The following is a 17,748-nucleotide window of genomic DNA, read 5'->3' as shown; positions in this document are numbered from 1 at the left end:
ATTTTAAGGAAACAACTTATAAAAAAGACCTATAAAATTATTCCATAGATGATCAAAATCCCTTTTTATGGGCTTTTGTCTATTTTATCGGTTATATCAGTTTATTTAACAGACGAATCTTATGATTTTAGTAAATGATTAAAATGTGCTTTATGAAAAGCATGTGATCTTTTAAAGCCTTTCAAAAGATAGCTTGTAACTTATAAGAGATGCTATCAAGAGCATTATAGTTATGAATTTTGAAGATTTTGAGGGTTCATCAAGATAAATGCACTATATATCTTTTTAAGATATCAAAATATGTATTTTGATACATTTTATGAGACACTTTATAGTAGGATTTTGTAGGTTCTTAAAACTCTCAAAATATCTTCAAACCTCTCTTAAATGTATATTACAGAGGGATTGTATTCATGTGTTATGTTTAATATAACCAGGATACATCCCTTCGCGCATAAATAAATTACGTAATGGTGAACAATTTTGTAATAGACTAAGTGCAACACTTCGCATGATATGAACAGGCAACAGATGAGAAAGTAAAGCAGAGTTAAGTGTGTGAACAGCTCCACTTCGGATTAATATATCTGGTTTGCAGCATTTGTTATAATGCGCAACAATCATTTCAGGGTTAGAATCAGATGTTTCTTTGGGTAAAATATCAATCAGAGTTTGAACATCATGGAATCCTAAATTCAATCCCTGTGCTCCAATAGGGGGAAAAACATGAGCAGCTTCACCAACTAAAATCGTTCGGTTGGCAGCAAAATAATGAGAGAGAAGTCCTGAAAGCGGCCATGCTTGAATTGATGTTTCTAAGCTTAATGTTCCAAGCATTGATTGCATTTTATTTTCGATTATTTTCGCAATTTCTTTTGATTCTATATTCAATAATTCCTCAGCATGAGAAGGATGAACAACCCATACAAGACTAGACCTTTGTCCTGGTAGCGGCACTTGTGTAAATGGACCATGTTCTGTATGAAATTCAGTTGATGTATTTTGATGGGGAAATTCATGAGAAAAGTTGAGAACGAGCGCCTTTTGTGGATAGTTCCATTGTTTGGTACTTATCCTCGCTGCAGCACGTGTAAGAGAGTGACGTCCATCAGCAGCAATAACAAGTGGTGCTTGAATGACTCTACCATCAAGAAGAGTAATATGTACATGGCTTTTTGTGTGATGAAAAGATTTGGCTGCAGAAAAAAATCTTGTAATGTTGGGCGTATGTGTAACAGCATCGATTAAAGCATTATTCAATTCTACATTAGGTATATTATAACCAAAAGCTTTTTCACCAATTTCAGCAGCAGAAAAATACACTGTAGGTGCACGTACAATTCTGGAAGTTATATCTGTAATTCTCACGCACGATAAAGCTGCAGCATGTTTTTGAAGACGATTCCAAATATTGAGTTTTTGAAGCGTGCGTATTGCAGGCATCATAAGAGCAGTGGTTCGTAATTCATCTGTATGAGCAGGGGGGCCAATAAGAAAAACAGAAAACCCCTTATGTGCAAGCCTAAGTGCGGCTAACATCCCAACAGGACCAGCACCAATAACAGTAATATTTTTATGATTTTCTTTCTTTTTAAATATCACAATGATTTGAGCCTTTTCTCATTGAAAAAATATTTTAACATTTCCAAATGAATACTCTCTTTTTATTGTATGAAGCTATTCTATTATATTATGTAATAAATGATGAGATATAAAAAAGTAACCTTTTTATGATTTTTTTATGGTGAATCATATCATAGGTAAAAAATAGCATATTAATCGATGGATGAAGTTTTTGAAAAACGAGGATAAGAAAACCTTGAAACGTCAATTAACAAAGAAAATCAAAAAAAATGCTAAATTATTACGCCATAAAAAAGTAACAATGCCACAAGCAAAAGCTTTTTCTGTTCATTTACTGACAGCTTCTGGATCATTTTTAGCATTTCTTTCTCTTATAGCTGCTGCTCAAAAAGAATGGACAGCTATGTTTTTTTGGCTTGGACTTGCACTTCTCATTGATGGTATAGATGGACCGATTGCACGCAAACTTGATGTTAAATACGTCCTTCCAACATGGTCTGGCGAGCTCTTGGATAATATCATCGATTATGTGACTTATGTTTTAATTCCTGCTTTTGCCCTCTATCAAAGTGGTTTTATGGGGTTAGGGTTATCATTTTCGTTGAGTGCAATTATTGTTATTTCATCCGCTATTTATTATGCAGATACTGGTATGAAAACTAAAGAAAACTTTTTTAAAGGATTTCCTGTTGTTTGGAACATGATGGTTTTTACGCTTTTTGTCGTAAGACCAGGAGAGTGGATTACTTTTATCGTTATTGTTTTATCGGCAATTATATCTTTTTTGCCAATTTATTTTATTCATCCAGTGAGAGTTCTTCGTTTACGTAGAATTAATTTTCCAATTTTTCTCTTGTGGTGTGTTTTTGGTATTTCTGCATTCTTTTATCAACTAGAGGTTCCATATTGGGTTAAAATAGGAATTTCGGTAACAGGAATTTATATATACTGTATTGGCGCAATCATGCAAATATTTCCTCAACTTGGTGCAAAAAATGTAAAAAAACAATAAAGTAATTATTTTAAGACGGGTGTGAGATGCAAATTAACTTTGAAGCAGGTGATGATATTTCTTTTACTAAAGAGGGGTGCGCTAGTATTATAAAGCTTACGGGTTCTTCAGCATTAAATGCTCTTAATCAACGAATGGTTTTCGCTTTTAAAAAAGCTTTCAAAACGTGGGAAACAGATAACGATGTTTCTTGTAGCTTAATTGAAGGAGACGGACGTGCTTTTTGTACTGGTGGAATGGAAAAAATTATTTTTTCTTATCAATACCTTAAATTAGAGATGAATATAATTTAAATGCTTATATTAAATGTTTTTCAAAGTCCTATATTTCTTTTTTAAACGGTATTTGAATAGGAGGAGGGGTCGGTATTTTTCTATATGATTAACGTCGAATTGTTACAGAAAATACAATTTTTTATGCTAGAAGGAACAATTGGATTTTTTTCAGATGTAAGTGTAAGTTTTTTCTTACCATCTCTATTTATGGTAAATTCTTACTTTCAACTTATTGAATAAGAGTCTTTCTTGTGAAAAATAATTCTTACAAACCGATTTCAAAAATCAATTTAATTTATAACTGTTATTTACGGTTTTTGGCACTTATTTGCTTAGTTTTAGGTGTTTTTTATTGGATACGCCTTGTAGGTGTCTTTCCAGGTGTTTTATGGCGTTTTGATCTTATGCCTTGGCAGTGGCAATTTGCATCAGCTACATTGGCTATTCTCTATCCTATTGCTTTAATTGGACTTTGGATGTATTCACTATGGGGCATTATTTTATGGTGTATCGCAGCATTGATTGAAACAATAGTAATATATTATTCTGATCTTATTTATCAGTCATTTGTACCATTATTTCATGGAATATTATTTTTAGTTTTTGTAATCCTACAAATTATGATGACTTTTTTTAAAGAGTAAAAATAAAAAACCTTTAAAATTAAAAATCGAGAAAGTTCCATAATATATATTATGCGATAATTTGGTGGGGAAGATAAATCCTTTATCCTAAAAACAGTGATAATGAAATATTGCATTTTTATTTAACGTAAAATATTGCACTAATAAACTTATGCAGTTGTTTCAAAAGTAAGGCCTTGATACGCAGGTTTTACATAGGATGGAACGTAATTTACGATTGCATTATAATCCAGTGATCTATCCATATGTGTGAGTATTGCCTGTTTTGGCTTTAAATATTCTATCCATTGTAATGCTTGATTAACAGAAAAATGACTCGGGTGTAATTTAAATTGAAGAGCTTCAATGATGAGAACATCCAAATCCTTTAATTTGGATAATGTTTTTTCAGGAAACTCACTAACATCTGTACAATAAGCAACATTTCCGATACGGAAACCTAAAGAATGAATATTTCCGTGGTGTTGTAAATGCGTATTAACGTTTATTGCTCCACCCTCCCCTTGAATAATAAATTGGCTATCTTCATTGATAAGATGTTCTTTTAAGATGGGAGAATAAGATGAATCCTTTGGTGTTTGAAAACAATATCCAAAAGCTTTTTTAAGATGCTCTAGTGTAAATTTGTCTGCATAGATATCTATTAAAGATTTTTGTGCAAGTGCATAACTGCGTAAATCATCAATACCGTGGATATGATCTGCATGAGAATGCGTGTAAAGAGCAGCATCAAGATGATCCACACGTGCTTCAATCATTTGTGAGCGAAAATCTGGACCTGTATCAATAACGACAGTTGTTTTTTTTCCTGATGGTTTAATGCGTTCAACTAATAAAGAACTTCTGTAGCGTTTATTTTTAGGATTATTCGGATCACATGTTCCCCAATCGCCATTGGGTCGTGGGACTCCTGGAGAAGGCCCACAGCCTAATATTGTAAATCGGTATTGATCATACATAGCTTTTGCCTTATTTCATTTTGTTAAATAAACGAAAAGCATTACGGGTTGTTATTTGAGCTATTTCTTCAATGCTTAAGCCAATTGTCTCAGCCAAAACAGCTGCTGTATAGCATACAAAAGATGGTTCATTTGTTTTCCCCCGATGAGGGGTAGGCGCTAAAAATGGTGCATCTGTTTCCACCAACAAATGTTCATGGGGAACAATTTTCGCTATTTCACGGATTTCAAGGGCATTTTTAAAAGTAAGAATACCTGAAAAAGAAATATAACCACCAAGTTCAATTCCAGCATGAGCAAGTTGTATTCCAGATGAATAACAATGAAAGATAAAGGGGAAAGCCCCTTCTTTTATCTGGTCGCGTAATATTTTCTCCATATCATCATCTGCATTGCGTGAATGGATAACAAGAGGAATCTGTGTTTCTCTAGCAGCAATGATATGTTCTTGAAAAACTTTCTTTTGCTCTTCTGGTGTAGAATAATCATAATGATAATCAAGTCCTCCTTCCCCAAATGCAACAATTTTAGGGTGCTTCGAGAGCTCTATAAGCTCTTTGGCTGTAATATTTTGTTCTTCATGGGCATAATTAGGATGTGTACCAACAGAACAAAAGATTTGATCATAACTTTGCGCAATAGCTAACAACTTATCTAACTTACGAACACGAGTTGAAATTGTTATCATACGCTTAACGTCAGCATCTAAAGCTCGCTGGATAACATTATTCAAATCTTGTGAAAAATCTTCAAAATCAAGATGACAATGTGTATCAATCAACATGATGAGTATCTTCTTTCTTCAAGATATAACGAGGAAAAATCGGTTCTGGTGGTGGAAGATCAAGTCCTTCTTGAATTTTTGAATGGCTTATATGATACAATAACCGATCATCTTCAGCAATCGCAAGGCTATCAAGAAGTTTTGCTGCTGATTGAGGTATGAAAGGCAAAAGCATTATTCCTATTCGCCGCAAGATTTCTACAGTTATATAAAGAACTGTAGAAAATCGATCTCGATCATTTTTACGTAAATTCCAAGGTTGCTCATTGGCAAAATAGCGATTGGCATCCGCTACAATTGAAAAAATAGCTGAAAGTGCTAAATGCATACTATGAGAAGACATTGCTTGATGTACAGTTTCAAGCACTTGAAGAGATTGTTCTAAAAGCTGTTTGTCTTGAACTAAGAATGAAACTGGTAGCGGAACTTTTGCATCACAATTTTTGGCAATCATAGATAAAGAACGCTGTGCTAAATTACCAAGATCATTAGCAAGATCAGCATTGATGCGATTCACTAAACTCTTATGGCTATAACTACCATCTTGTCCAAATGGTACTTCACGAAGCAGAAAATAACGGACTTGATCAAGACCGTAATGATCAACCATTTCAAAAGGATCAACGACATTTCCAATAGATTTTGACATTTTTGCACCACGATTAAGTAAAAAACCATGTGCAAAAATATTTTTAGGCAATTCAATTCCAGCAGACATTAGAAGTGCCGGCCAATAGACTGCATGAAAACGAATAATATCCTTACCGATGATATGTGTGTTTGCAGGCCAAAAATCACGCTTCTTTGAATTTTCATTGAAAAAATCAATTGCTGATAGATAATTTGTAAGTGCATCAATCCAGACATACATTACGTGCTTTTGATTCTCAGGAACAGAAATCCCCCAATTAAAACTTGCGCGTGAAATAGAGATATCTTTTAAACCCGATTTGATAAAACTTATAATTTCATTACGTCGCTCAAGTGGAGAAATAAAATCAGGATGCTTTTCATAATATTCAAGAAGAGCCTTTTCATAACGAGAAAGCCTAAAAAAATAGCTTTCTTCTTCATTCCATTCAACTGGAGAGCCTAATTCTTTCTCGCGACGGATATTGTCTGGTCCAATTTCCGTATCTTTTTCTTCATAATACGATTCTTGGCGAACCGAATACCAACCTGTATAACGGCCGAGATAAATATCACCATTTGCTTCTATTTTTTTCCAAATTTCTTGACAAGCTTGATAATGGCGGTTTTCCGTGGTCCGGATGAAATCATCATTAGAACAATTTAATATTGCCAGCATTTTTTGAAACGCCGCACTATTACGATCTGCAAGATCTTTCGGTGTTATACCCAATGCTGCGGCCGTTTGTTGCATCTTTAGACCATGCTCATCTGTACCAGAAAGAAAAAATACATTTTTCCCGTTTAATCGTTGAAAGCGAGCTAAAACATCGCTTGCAATAGCACTATAGGCATGTCCAATATGGGGAACACCATTAGGATAAAAAATGGGAGTTGTTATATAATATGTATCACGCATGTCATACTCTTTGTAAAACGCCATAAAATAAAAGATACAATGACATAACGCTTGTTTATCACATTGTCACGGAAAAACTAATCCTCGTGAATGATCTTATGAAGTCTAAAAAGCAAATTAATAACAAACTGCTTCCTATCGAGATTAAATAATTGTATTTCCTCTATTTCTTGTTGAATCTCTTGCCACTTTTGCGCATATTTTTTTGAAAGAAATAAGTTTCCATTTTCAGCGAAAATTATAGCTTTTTTTTGAATTGTATCAAGAATTTCATCACAAAATTGTTGAAATTGGAATAGGGAAGAAGCAGATGAAAATGTTTGTGCAAAAGTATGTACAATAGTGGCGTTACAAATTGGTTGCTCTAGAAGAGCATCTATCGTTTTAATAATTTCAAGACCACCGTGGGAAATAAGTAAAGCAGATTTTCGAGGACTTCCTTTGGATTTTTTAATAATCATTTCAATCGTTTTCTCATCAGGTAAATCCTGAGAAGGAAAAATATGTGTAATGACTTTTTTCATCTCATCATTATTCAACGGGCGAAAAGAAACTTTTTGACACCGTGAGTGAATTGTTGGAAGTAATTTTCCTGAAGAGTGCGTGATAATAATAAATAGGGTCTTTGTAGGTGGTTCTTCAAGTATTTTAAGAATTGCATTTGCTGCGTTTCTATTCATATCGTCGGCAGAATCAAGAATGACAATACGCCATTCATTATCTTGTGAAGTTCGGCTTAAAAAATGTAGTATATCGCGAATATCATCAATAAGTATTCCTGTTTTAAACTTTTGCGTTTTTTCATCAAATCGACGTGAAATATACAAAAGACCAGGATGACTACCTTGTGTAATTTGACTCCATGGAATAGAATGAGCTTCAGGTTTTAGGAAGGTCCCTTGGGGAGAGCTAAAAATATTCCAAGCAAAGTGAAACGCTAGTGTGGCTTTTCCAATTCCATATTCTCCTTCAAATAACAATGCGTGATGCAAACGCTTCTCTTTAAGCATTTGTGATAAAAAGTGACGAACATCCTCATGGCCAAAGAGAACATTGTTCTGGGAAGGTGATAGGATCGTATCAATATCATCATATTGGCGTAAAATATTTATATTACTCATAAAAGCTTATCCAACAATACTTGATGACAAATATTTTTTATTTGATGTGCAATACTTTCCACTGAGCCAGTAGCATCAATAACCTGAAACCTTTGTGGTTCCTGTTTAGCTAATTGAAGAAAAGCTTGACGCCTTTGTTCTTGAATTTCCAACTGATCTTTTTCAAAATAATCAATAGCTTCTGTTTTTTTTCTTCGTAAACTTGCACGCTTCATACCACATATTGCTGGCATATCTAATAAAAATGTTAAATGGGGCATGATACCATTGAGCGCAACACACTCTAAAACAGTAAGAAGAGAAAAACTGACTCTATCATTGAGTCCCTGGTAAACACGTGTAGAATCAATAAAGCGATCACATAAAACGATTTTACCTTCTTGCAAAGAAGGTGCGATAACTTCATGAACATGGTCAGCGCGTCCAGCTGTAAACAAAATAGCTTCAATTAACGATCCATATTGTTGTGTCTTCCCTGACAACAAAATATGTCTAATTGCTTCTGCTCCTGCTGTTCCTCCTGGTTCTCGTGTTGTAACAACATCATAACCTTTGTGAGAGAGATACTCAGCAAGCAAAGAAATCTGTACTGTTTTTCCTACTCCATCCCCTCCTTCGAATGTAATAAAATAACCTGACACGTATGAACCTCAACCTTATTTAGCGTGTATCTACAAATATTTCCTTAGCCATCCTATTGTTATTTCATAAAATGCATCTTTTACCTTTTTAAAAAAACTTCCTTCCTGAACATTCATTCCGGCAAAAATTGGTTTTTCCATAAGAACCTTTTTATCTTCTAAAATTTGAATAAATCCAACTGCTTGCCCTGAAACGATAGGAGCTTTCAATGGACCATGATATTTAATTTTTGCTTTAACATTTTTTTTTTCATTCCAAAGCATAAAATTTATTGGTTTTTTAATAATAAGTGGAACAATTTTTTTTTCCCCACCATAAACAGCAGCATGACCAACAGTTTCTCCTTTTCTGAAAATCGTTTTGAGATCAAATGCAGTCGTTCCCCATTGAAGAATACGCTCTATTTCTTTTGTATGCTTTTTACTATCTCGCAAGCCATTGATTGCTAAAAAAAGACGTCGATGATTTTTATAAATGGCAGCAACCATTGAAAATCCTTCACGTTCACTGTAGCCAAAACCAAACCCTTCTACACCAATTTCCTTAGAAATAAGAGGATTTTTATTACGTTGAAAAATATTATTCCACGTAAAATGAGGCTCACGATAAAGTGCATAATAATCTGGATATTCCTGAGCAATATGACGCGCTAATACAATCATATCACGCGCTGTTACAAATTGTCCCTCTTCAGGAAGTCCTGTTGCATTAACAAAATGGCTCTGAGATAATCCAATTATTTTAGCGCGCTGATTCATTAGCTTTGCAAAAAGAACTTCATTTCCTGATATTCCTTCAGCAAGAATAATTGCAGCATCATTTCCATTGACAATGATTAAACCACGCAAAAGATCGGAAACACTGATTTCTGTCTTTATTTTTGCAAACATAGTGGTTGTACCGGAAGGTGCTCCACCCTTTCGCCAAGCATTTTCACTGACCTTGAATTTTTGCGTACTTCTTAATAATCCCTCTTTTAATTGATGAAATACCACTTCTGCTGTCATCAATTTTACTAATGAAGCAGGGAAAAAAGGAATACTACTTTGTTTTTCATAGAGTATTGTCTCTGTATCAGCATCAAGTAACAACACTTGTGATGCAGAAGTTTGAAAATTTTGCGCCCTCCCCCACGTATCAAATGCTAATACTCCCCATAAAGTCAATAATATCCTTAATGCTATATACATAACCGCTCCTCCCATGCAAAGATAAGCATAAAGAGTCTACTATATAGGAAAAAACTTTTTTATTTCTGCAAATTGAGAAATTATTTGTAACTTAAGAAAAAGCTTTATTTGTATTCAGCATTAAGAAAAATAATATGGTACAATTTTTAGTTTCATAGATGTAACGATATTGATGCTTAAAGGTTTTATTGTGATACCATTCATAGACGCTATCGTAAAAGGCGTGGGAATATTGAAATATCCTTTTTTAAAAATAAGCATGTGGATTAGTAATGCAAGTATATTTTGTTTGAGATGTTCTATTTACGTAAGGCATTTTACCCCCCCTTAACGAATAAGACAAATAAAAGCATGACGCAATGTATAGTCTCTTCGTGAGATATTGCCGTAGGTACTTTGGAAAGTTACAAAGTTGAATCAAAAAGAAATATTTTTTAACTTTTTTATTTTTTGCAAATTAAATTGTATAGCTATTTCGAAGATTACATAAAAAGACTTACATAATATATTTGTCTTTACCTGATAAAGGCTGTTACAGCAAGGAAAATGTGCACTTTATTAAGAAGTAATAATATAAAATCATAAATAGATCAACATAGGCTTGGAGAGACGTACGGAATTTTGTAATAATACTCAATTCATTTCTTTAAAAAGAACAACTCATCTTAAGAGGAAAACTCTATAATAAATCCACAAATTTTTATGTGAACAACTGTTTTGATTAAAAATCAAAGAATTTCTTTTAAAACAGTTGTAACCAATTTACTTTTGTTTTTTTGTTCAGTTTGTTTATAGAAGCAACCTGATCGAAAGGCATCGGTTTATTAACCATGATAGGACCAATTTCTGGAAGTTTTACTGCAATAGTTTTATTGCGTTGTCCTTGTTTAATAGCAGCTGTTTTAGCTAATTCATCTTCGTTGCCTGTAGTGCGTTTCTCCTTTAACAAAACAGCTTCTCTTTTTTTAGAAACATTCTCTAACGCTACTGAATATGAAGTGGAATTTCCAGGAGTATAAGAGGCCATTAAATATGCACCATCATAATAGCCAACGGGCGCTTCAGCAATATACTCTACTTTAACATTTGCTACTCCCATATCCATATAACCAAGTATTGCCGCAGCTTGCATTGATAAATCAATAATTCTATCGTTCATAAAAGGTCCGCGATCATTCACTCTAACAATGATTGAAGAGCCGTTTTTCAAATTCGTAACACGAGCATAGCTAGGTAAAGGCATTGTAGGATGAGCAGCAGTCAAAAGATTCATGTCATAAATTTCACCATTGGCAGTTAAACGCCCATGAAAGTCTGAACCATACCATGATGCTTCGCCAACACGTTTATAAGTCGGATCATTTTGAGGATAATACCATTTTCCTTTTATTTGGTAAGGTTTACCAACAATGGCCCGCCCACGCTTTTTTTCTTCCGGTTGATTTTTCTTATTGAATACTTTTTTAGGTAAAACAGAAGTGTTTACGTCGATTGGTTTATTATGATAGGAATCTTTTATTGAAAAAAACGCAGTTTGACTTGCGCAACAAGATGCCAATGACTGAGAAATGATTATTATAGAAAATAATTGAAGTATCAGTTTAATAACAGAAGTAAATCTCTTTTTTCTATTTAAAAACATCTATTCAGCCCACTTATTCTGTTAGATACTACTGTAAAACCTTGTTACGCTTTTTATACATGATAGGAAGGTTTACTTTTTTCGATGATTTCCCTCGCGCATATACTATCCTCGAACTTGAGGCCTTGTATCAAAGAATTAATATATTGTTAACCTTTTTCATAATTTTTCTAAGAAATAAATGCATTCTAAGAAATATTAAAAGAATAAAAAACATATAAATCAATAGCTTATAGAAAAAATTATCCCATAATATAAACTGTGTATAAGTATGATAATTTTCGGAGTTTATTTTACGAATCATATGAAAACGATGGAAAAACTAGCTCATGCATTGTGAAAATTAGCAATCATTAAGGACTATACCAACACAGGTGCAGCTGTATCACACAAGTTTAAAGCATTTTTGCATTGTATGCAAAGAAGGCTGACATTACTTTCCACCAAAACAGCCAATAGAAAATGATCAGTAATAGCAATAACCAAAAAATTTCCAAAAGGTTTGAAGTGGTAAAAAATCAAATAAAATCTAAAGAAATTAAAATTTCCGGGCTTTAATACAATCTATTCTTTCTATTGAAACTTGGTGAGCGCGCAGGGATTCGAACCCTGGACCTACTGATTAAAAGTCAGTTGCTCTACCAGCTGAGCTACGCGCTCCCATACAAGCTATTTGAGTTTGCAGAAAGTAAAAGGAACATACGGTTGACTTTTCATTTGGTCAACACCTTTTGAAAAAAATATTATTATTTTTTCTAGTTATCAATAACTTTATCTTTTCCTCTTTCTCCATTGTTATATCAGCGTTTTTTATCAACTTTACAATATATTGATTTATAATGATAATTCACTGTTTTGTATGTTGAATAAGGATCCTGAATAACGTAAGACTCTCTCATTTCAAAATTGTTTATGTTGAATCAATCAAAATCATTCCCTTGCACGTCAAAAGTGGGGCTGGTGTGTGGGTAAAAACTGTATAAGAAAGGACTAAAATGGCTCTTATGAACCGTCTTAATGCCAGATCTGTCGCAACATTGGAAGCTGGCAAATCTAATGATGGTGCCGGCTTGCAACAGAACGCCATTGATTTGTACATTCACAGGCTTGTTTTAAAGAAACATCTCTCAAAGCACCTAATCCCATTTCGCGACGGAGCCCGTAAAGGGTATAATGATAAAACCATTGAGCACCTCCATCTTTACGCTTATAAAGTAATAAGCCAGCACCATCATTAGATTTGCCAGCTTCCAATGTTGCGACAGATCTGGCATTAAGACGGTTCATAAGAGCCATTTTAGTCCTTTCTTATACAGTTTTTACCCACACACCAGCCCCACTTTTGACGTGCAAAGGAATGATTTTGATTGATTCAACATAAACAATTTTGAAATGAGAGAGTCTTACGTTATTCGGGGTTGCAATTCAATATGAATAATGCTAAATTAGCATTATAAATCAATATTTTATCTTAAATAAACAACATATACTTTCAAGAAAATTATACAAATATTTCCAACAAAATAGCCTAAACAGCTCTATTGAGAAATAATGGATAATAACGCAAAATAAATGCCAATTTTGTATCTAACTGACTAATACAGAATAAACAAATAAATAAGTACATAAGGGATCAAAATCCAAGTAGATAATTATTTCTAATAATGTATTTTAAAAATAAATTTACAAATACAATATTATACTATATATTCTATGATAGAAATATCTAATATTTCTTTAGCTTTTAAATTTATGTATAATAAAAATTAATTATTTATTTATTAATAAATCAATGTAATTTATAGTATTTCTAATATCTTTTGTAAAAAATAATAATATAGTTTTTATTATATTAACTTTTTTGACTGTTTTAAATCAATATCTGATTCAGAAAACTCATTTTAAAATGATATTATAATTTATTTCTTCAGTTCCGATCAATATTCTTTTTTATTATTGATAATTTCTTTATTGTTTGCATTAAACATTCAAAAAGAGATATAAATCATATAAAATATTTACATATTTTACTTAATTTATTGAAATATATTAAATAAATCTATCATATCTTATGATAAATGGATGGGTATATTGTCATAGTTTACCACAATACTCTATTTATGTTTCAATAATACCGCACGCTAAACGTGCGGCATTTCCACCAAGCGGTAAAGGTTTATCTGATTGATTATCATCCCTTAAATGAATTACCAAAGAATGCTCTTTAATTTCAGATTTTTTTTTCAATCGTAGAGCAAGAACGCTCATCACAGTATTTCCTTGCTTATCAACGTAAAGTGTTCGTAAATCACCAAGATAACCATTTACGTTATAAGGTTCTAAGTGTTTCCTAGTATGCTCTAGATCATAATATCCGCCTGCGCTTCCACCAATTATACTATCTTTTGTATCACATGAAGGATGTACATGTATTTGAAAACTGTGCATTCCCTCTGATAAAGTAGATAAATTGGGTATGAAAATCAAACCATGTATATTTTCTTCAATTTTAATGCTACCAATCGACTTTTTAGAATTATTCTCTTCTAGTTTATAAATGTTTACTTGTGTCGATATAGCTAACGCAGCGTTTCGATGAGTTAAAAATACCATAAAAAATAATACTATTTTATAATAGGAAAATAAATTAAAATATATTTTTATATAATTATAAATATAGATCTAAATATCTATTTTTTTGATAAAAAATGTGCGATTTTCCATAATCATAATTATAGCTCAATTACATTTCTTCAAGATATGCTTTTAAAAAATATACTTTTTTGAATTATACTGAGAACTTAAAGAAGCAATTTAAATAAGATAGCTATTATTTCATTTAGAATATGCTGATCGTTTTAGTAAAAAAAGAACATATAATTTATTGACAATTTTAATTTTTTATTCACTGTGAAATTTATAAGAGAAAGAACTATTGTGATTTCTTATAAATTTCCCATAAAATACAGCATATACCAACGATTCCTCCCATCCCTGATCCTATTAGTGCTCCTATTATGATTCCAGTAAAAAGTGCTACTCCTATACCCATTGCGATAATTGGACCAAAGCCTGGAAGAGCAATATAACCATAAGCTGCAAGAATTGCTGCAATTGCTCCTGATATGCTACCATTTAAACCTCCAATGAAAACAAATTCTTTAATAGAATGACAGCATTTTTTGAGATTTTTTTTCTTATAACTACGAGAAGAAATGCTGCTATAAGTTTTAAAATCAATCATATTCTTTTCTTTTGAATGTTAACAATGCCTGAATAGTCAACAGAGATGAGAAAAAGGGATTTTTTAAATTCCACTAAAGCACGCCAAATGCCTTTATCATCTAAACGCAAACGTTTAATATTCTCAAAACCATTTTGCATAAGACAATTTTTAACTTGTGAAGCAGTAAATGAGTTTTGTCCTATTTTCGCAATACCTTTAGGAGAGGTATAGGTAAAGGTTTGGCAATAAGGAAGGTGAAAAACCTCATTGATTGAAGTATAACCAAATAGCAATCCACATATTATCATCATAAAAAAAATATTTAATTTCAAAATATTATTTAGATTCATCTTGTCACCATCTGTTGAAACAATACTTTATTAATCTTTGTATTGCTAACAGGTTCCCAAAATGACTTTATTTTAAACATTATACTTAACACAAAAAAATTTGAAAAATATTGTTTAAATAAAATCGTTTCATTTGTATTCTATTATTAATCTGAGTGAATCTGTATATAAATATGCAGTGATTGTTAAACGATCTATGGACTCTGTGTTTGTTCTATGTTCATAAGACGAACGCAAGCCTTTGCTACTTTGCCAATTTACACTTTTGAAAGTTCAACTTTGATCAATTCTATCAATAACTTAATTTTAAACGAGGAATAATATGAGGGTGAACAATGTTCACCAAGTTCAATCATAATCCACTTTTAATTTTGATAATGTCTTTATAACTCCTAAACCAGAATGGCTTACAGAACGCATTATTCAACTTGCCACCAAGCCAAGTAATCTTGTTCTAAATTCCTTTGCTGGTTCTGGCACAACTGGTGCTGTTGCTCATAAAATAGACTACAAATTTTTAGCATCTTGTTTGTATCCTACTTCCTCATATGGCCAAATCGTTATTGAAACGATGCCATTTTTATTTTTGATAAAAAAAGTTTCAGAGAAGGAACTTTGCTTTCTTTTGAGCTAAACCAAATACGACTATCTTTCAATAATTCAGAAAATTTCTTTTCACTCATAGCCTAACTTCTAGCATTAGGAGGCATAATTTTGTGTCCAAAAAGTATAATAATTTCATAAATATCCTTAGGTATTATCCTTTTTACAGATAAATCTCCAGATTTCCAAAGATCATGAGGATCATTATCAGGGTTTCTATAGCGCATATTCATATTGCTTGAACGAAGAAGTAAATTAGGACACCAAATCGTTTTGTCTTTGGCAGAAACCATTATAAAATCATGGTTATCAGAAAGGCGCTTTGTATCATTCTGTGGAAAAGATTTCTTTTGCCAAATTATATTGTTGATAAAATTTTAACGACCAAAAATTTCACACATCATTACTTTAAAATAGGTTTGTTCATCAAAAATACTTCCTTCATTCGTCAGATAGTGTATAGTGCATGATATTGTTTTTAAATTCAAATGTTTGCGAAAAACGGCTCATGCATGTAATAGTACTGTTAATACCATCCAACAGCGATTTGCGCTTCTTCTGACATACAATCAGGTGTCCATGGTGGATCAAAAGTCATAGTGACTTCAACATACGAAACCCCCTCAACTGCACTAACTGCATTTTCTACCCACCCAGGCATTTCACCAGAAACAGGACATCCGGGTGCTGTAAGAGTCATTTCAATTTTAACTGAACGATCATCTTCAATATCAATACGGTAAATCAGTCCTAGCTCATAAATATCAGCAGGAATCTCTGGGTCATAAACCGTTTTGAGGGCAGCAATAATATCTTTTGTCATACGATCAATTTCATCTGCTGGAATTACTGATATGTAAGATTTTTTATTTTCGTTTACAGTTTCAACAGACTTTGTAGAGTGACGTTCTTCAATTGATTCAGCCATTAAAAAATGTCCTTGTTTCTTGCAATGCTTCTACTAATTGATCAATATCTTCTTGAGTGTTATACATCGCTAGCGATGTGCGACAAATAGATGTTAAACCAAAGCGCTGCAATAAAGGCTGTGCACAATGGGTTCCTGCACGTATTGCAACTCCTTTTTGATCAACAAACATAGCAATATCATGGGCGTGAATCCCTTCAATGGTAAAGGATATAATAGCTCCTTTATTGGGAGAATGACCATAAATACGTAATGATTCAATAGTTTTAAGTTTTTCATGTGCATAAGCCAAAAGCGACATTTCATAGGCATGAATCGTACTACGACCTTTTCCTTGGATATAATCAATAGCAGCAGCTAATCCAATAGATTCAACAATAGGAGGAGTGCCTGCTTCAAAACGGAAAGGAGGAGCATTATAAAAAACTTTATCGGTTGTTACCTCCTCAATCATTACCCCTCCTCCTTGAAAAGGACGCATTTCCTCTAATCTATCTTCTTTCCCATAAAGAACACCAATCCCAGTGGGACCATAAAGCTTATGACCTGTAAAGACATACCAATCACAATCGAGATCTTGCACATCAACAATTAAATGTACTGCTCCTTGAGAACCGTCAACAAGAACAGGGATAGAATTTTGATGTGCTAGCCTAATAATTTCTTTAATAGGAGGTACAGTTCCTAATATATTAGACATATGCGTTATAGCAACAAGCCGCGTTTTCTCGCTTAAAGCCTCTTGGAAACCTTCAATATGCAGAACGCCATTTTCATCAACAGGGACAAAAACAAGTTTAATGCCTTTTTGTTCACGGAGGAAATGCCAAGGAATAATATTTGAATGATGTTCCATGATCGTTAGAACAATCTCATCACCTTCCTTGAGTTTGGACATAGCCCACCCATAAGCAACAGTATTAATAGCTTCCGTTGCATTTTTCGTAAAAATAATTTCCTCAGCTTTTTGAGCGTTTAGAAAAAAACGAACGGTTTCACGAGAATTTTCATACGATTGTGTGGCTTTATTGGCTAAAAAATACATTCCCCTATGCACATTAGCATAACTATAATGATAATAATTATTCATTGCATCGAGTACTGATTGTGGTTTTTGGGCAGAGGCACCACTATCAAGATAAGCTAATCGCTTACCATACACTTGATGGTGTAAAAGAGGAAAATCACGTCGAATTTCTTCGACATTATAAATGAATGTTTGGACGTTATTTTCCATTT

General features: G+C 32.9%; 17 protein-coding genes, 1 tRNA gene and 2 pseudogenes. 4 read left to right on the top strand and 16 right to left on the bottom strand.

Going from position 1 to position 17,748, the window contains the following annotated elements; translation table 11 throughout:
* Positions 1–411 precede the first annotated feature (411 nt).
* On the bottom strand, positions 412–1,602 hold the full coding sequence (locus tag GGR08_RS03290) for a UbiH/UbiF family hydroxylase (protein ID WP_183193966.1): 1,191 nt from the start codon (positions 1,600–1,602) through the stop codon (positions 412–414).
* A 217-nt stretch (positions 1,603–1,819) separates the two neighbouring features.
* On the opposite strand from GGR08_RS03290, the gene pcsA reads away from it, so the two are divergent.
* The 3 genes and pseudogenes from pcsA (at position 1,820) to GGR08_RS03275 (ending at position 3,515) form a co-directional block, all read left to right on the top strand.
* Positions 1,820–2,596, top strand: coding sequence for a phosphatidylcholine synthase (pcsA, locus tag GGR08_RS03285; protein ID WP_425485747.1), 777 nt, complete (start codon positions 1,820–1,822; stop codon positions 2,594–2,596).
* Between the two features lie 26 nt (positions 2,597–2,622).
* Positions 2,623–3,075: pseudogene (locus tag GGR08_RS03280) on the top strand (enoyl-CoA hydratase/isomerase family protein); the annotation flags it as partial.
* 47 nt (positions 3,076–3,122) lie between these two features.
* Positions 3,123–3,515: a DUF6163 family protein gene (locus GGR08_RS03275; RefSeq protein ID WP_183193964.1), complete on the top strand. Its 393-nt coding sequence runs from the start codon at positions 3,123–3,125 to the stop codon at positions 3,513–3,515.
* A 149-nt stretch (positions 3,516–3,664) separates the two neighbouring features.
* Here the strand turns inward: GGR08_RS03275 and GGR08_RS03270 are convergent, their stop codons facing one another.
* The 12 genes and pseudogenes from GGR08_RS03270 to GGR08_RS03215 form a co-directional block, all read right to left on the bottom strand.
* The gene (locus GGR08_RS03270; protein WP_183193963.1) at positions 3,665–4,474 is read right to left on the bottom strand and encodes an MBL fold metallo-hydrolase; all 810 of its coding nucleotides are present in this window, start codon (positions 4,472–4,474) and stop codon (positions 3,665–3,667) included.
* Positions 4,475–4,484: 10 nt separating this feature from the next.
* The gene (locus GGR08_RS03265) at positions 4,485–5,258 is read right to left on the bottom strand and encodes a TatD family hydrolase (RefSeq protein ID WP_183193962.1); all 774 of its coding nucleotides are present in this window, start codon (positions 5,256–5,258) and stop codon (positions 4,485–4,487) included.
* Complete coding sequence (gene metG / locus GGR08_RS03260) at positions 5,248–6,807, bottom strand: methionine--tRNA ligase (protein ID WP_183193961.1); 1,560 nt, start codon at positions 6,805–6,807, stop codon at positions 5,248–5,250. Before metG ends, GGR08_RS03265 begins: the two co-directional genes overlap by 11 nt.
* Positions 6,808–6,884: 77 nt before the next feature.
* Positions 6,885–7,928: a DNA polymerase III subunit delta' gene (locus GGR08_RS03255; RefSeq protein WP_183193960.1), complete on the bottom strand. Its 1,044-nt coding sequence runs from the start codon at positions 7,926–7,928 to the stop codon at positions 6,885–6,887.
* Positions 7,925–8,569 (bottom strand): dTMP kinase, encoded by a 645-nt coding sequence (tmk, locus tag GGR08_RS03250; protein ID WP_183193959.1) that lies wholly within the window; start codon positions 8,567–8,569, stop codon positions 7,925–7,927. The genes GGR08_RS03255 and tmk overlap by 4 nt, the downstream gene beginning before the upstream one ends.
* 30 nt (positions 8,570–8,599) lie before the next feature.
* On the bottom strand, positions 8,600–9,760 hold the full coding sequence (locus tag GGR08_RS03245) for a D-alanyl-D-alanine carboxypeptidase family protein (RefSeq protein ID WP_183193958.1): 1,161 nt from the start codon (positions 9,758–9,760) through the stop codon (positions 8,600–8,602).
* Between the two features lie 742 nt (positions 9,761–10,502).
* The gene (locus GGR08_RS03240; RefSeq protein ID WP_183193957.1) at positions 10,503–11,402 is read right to left on the bottom strand and encodes a septal ring lytic transglycosylase RlpA family protein; all 900 of its coding nucleotides are present in this window, start codon (positions 11,400–11,402) and stop codon (positions 10,503–10,505) included.
* A 584-nt stretch (positions 11,403–11,986) separates the two neighbouring features.
* Positions 11,987–12,062: transfer RNA gene (locus GGR08_RS03235), tRNA-Lys, on the bottom strand.
* Between the two features lie 414 nt (positions 12,063–12,476).
* Positions 12,477–12,698 (bottom strand): annotated as a pseudogene (locus GGR08_RS03230) (Arm DNA-binding domain-containing protein); the annotation flags it as partial.
* Positions 12,699–13,520: 822 nt separating this feature from the next.
* Complete coding sequence (locus GGR08_RS03225) at positions 13,521–14,015, bottom strand: superoxide dismutase family protein (protein ID WP_183193956.1); 495 nt, start codon at positions 14,013–14,015, stop codon at positions 13,521–13,523.
* Positions 14,016–14,334: 319 nt separating this feature from the next.
* Positions 14,335–14,646: a hypothetical protein gene (locus GGR08_RS03220; protein WP_183193955.1), complete on the bottom strand. Its 312-nt coding sequence runs from the start codon at positions 14,644–14,646 to the stop codon at positions 14,335–14,337.
* Positions 14,643–14,978: a hypothetical protein gene (locus GGR08_RS03215; protein WP_183193954.1), complete on the bottom strand. Its 336-nt coding sequence runs from the start codon at positions 14,976–14,978 to the stop codon at positions 14,643–14,645. Before GGR08_RS03215 ends, GGR08_RS03220 begins: the two co-directional genes overlap by 4 nt.
* Before the next feature lie 385 nt (positions 14,979–15,363).
* On the opposite strand from GGR08_RS03215, the gene GGR08_RS08555 reads away from it, so the two are divergent.
* Entirely contained in the window at positions 15,364–15,612 is a 249-nt protein-coding gene (locus tag GGR08_RS08555; RefSeq protein ID WP_183193969.1) for a DNA methyltransferase, read from the top strand.
* Positions 15,613–15,664: 52 nt separating this feature from the next.
* On the opposite strand, the gene GGR08_RS03205 is transcribed toward GGR08_RS08555, so the two are convergent.
* The 3 genes from GGR08_RS03205 to GGR08_RS03195 all read right to left on the bottom strand — a co-directional run bounded on the left by GGR08_RS03205 (position 15,665) and on the right by GGR08_RS03195 (position 17,746).
* Complete coding sequence (locus GGR08_RS03205; protein ID WP_183193953.1) at positions 15,665–15,874, bottom strand: hypothetical protein; 210 nt, start codon at positions 15,872–15,874, stop codon at positions 15,665–15,667.
* Between the two features lie 233 nt (positions 15,875–16,107).
* Positions 16,108–16,509 (bottom strand): SUF system Fe-S cluster assembly protein, encoded by a 402-nt coding sequence (locus GGR08_RS03200; RefSeq protein WP_183193952.1) that lies wholly within the window; start codon positions 16,507–16,509, stop codon positions 16,108–16,110.
* Entirely contained in the window at positions 16,502–17,746 is a 1,245-nt protein-coding gene (locus tag GGR08_RS03195) for a cysteine desulfurase (RefSeq protein WP_183193951.1), read from the bottom strand. Before GGR08_RS03195 ends, GGR08_RS03200 begins: the two co-directional genes overlap by 8 nt.
* Between the last annotated feature and the right edge of the window lie 2 nt (positions 17,747–17,748).

Origin of the sequence: Bartonella fuyuanensis, from assembly GCF_014197255.1 — a bacterium.
Classification (GTDB): Bacteria; Pseudomonadota; Alphaproteobacteria; order Rhizobiales; family Rhizobiaceae; genus Bartonella; species Bartonella fuyuanensis.
This window is presented reverse-complemented; position numbering and strand designations above follow the sequence as displayed.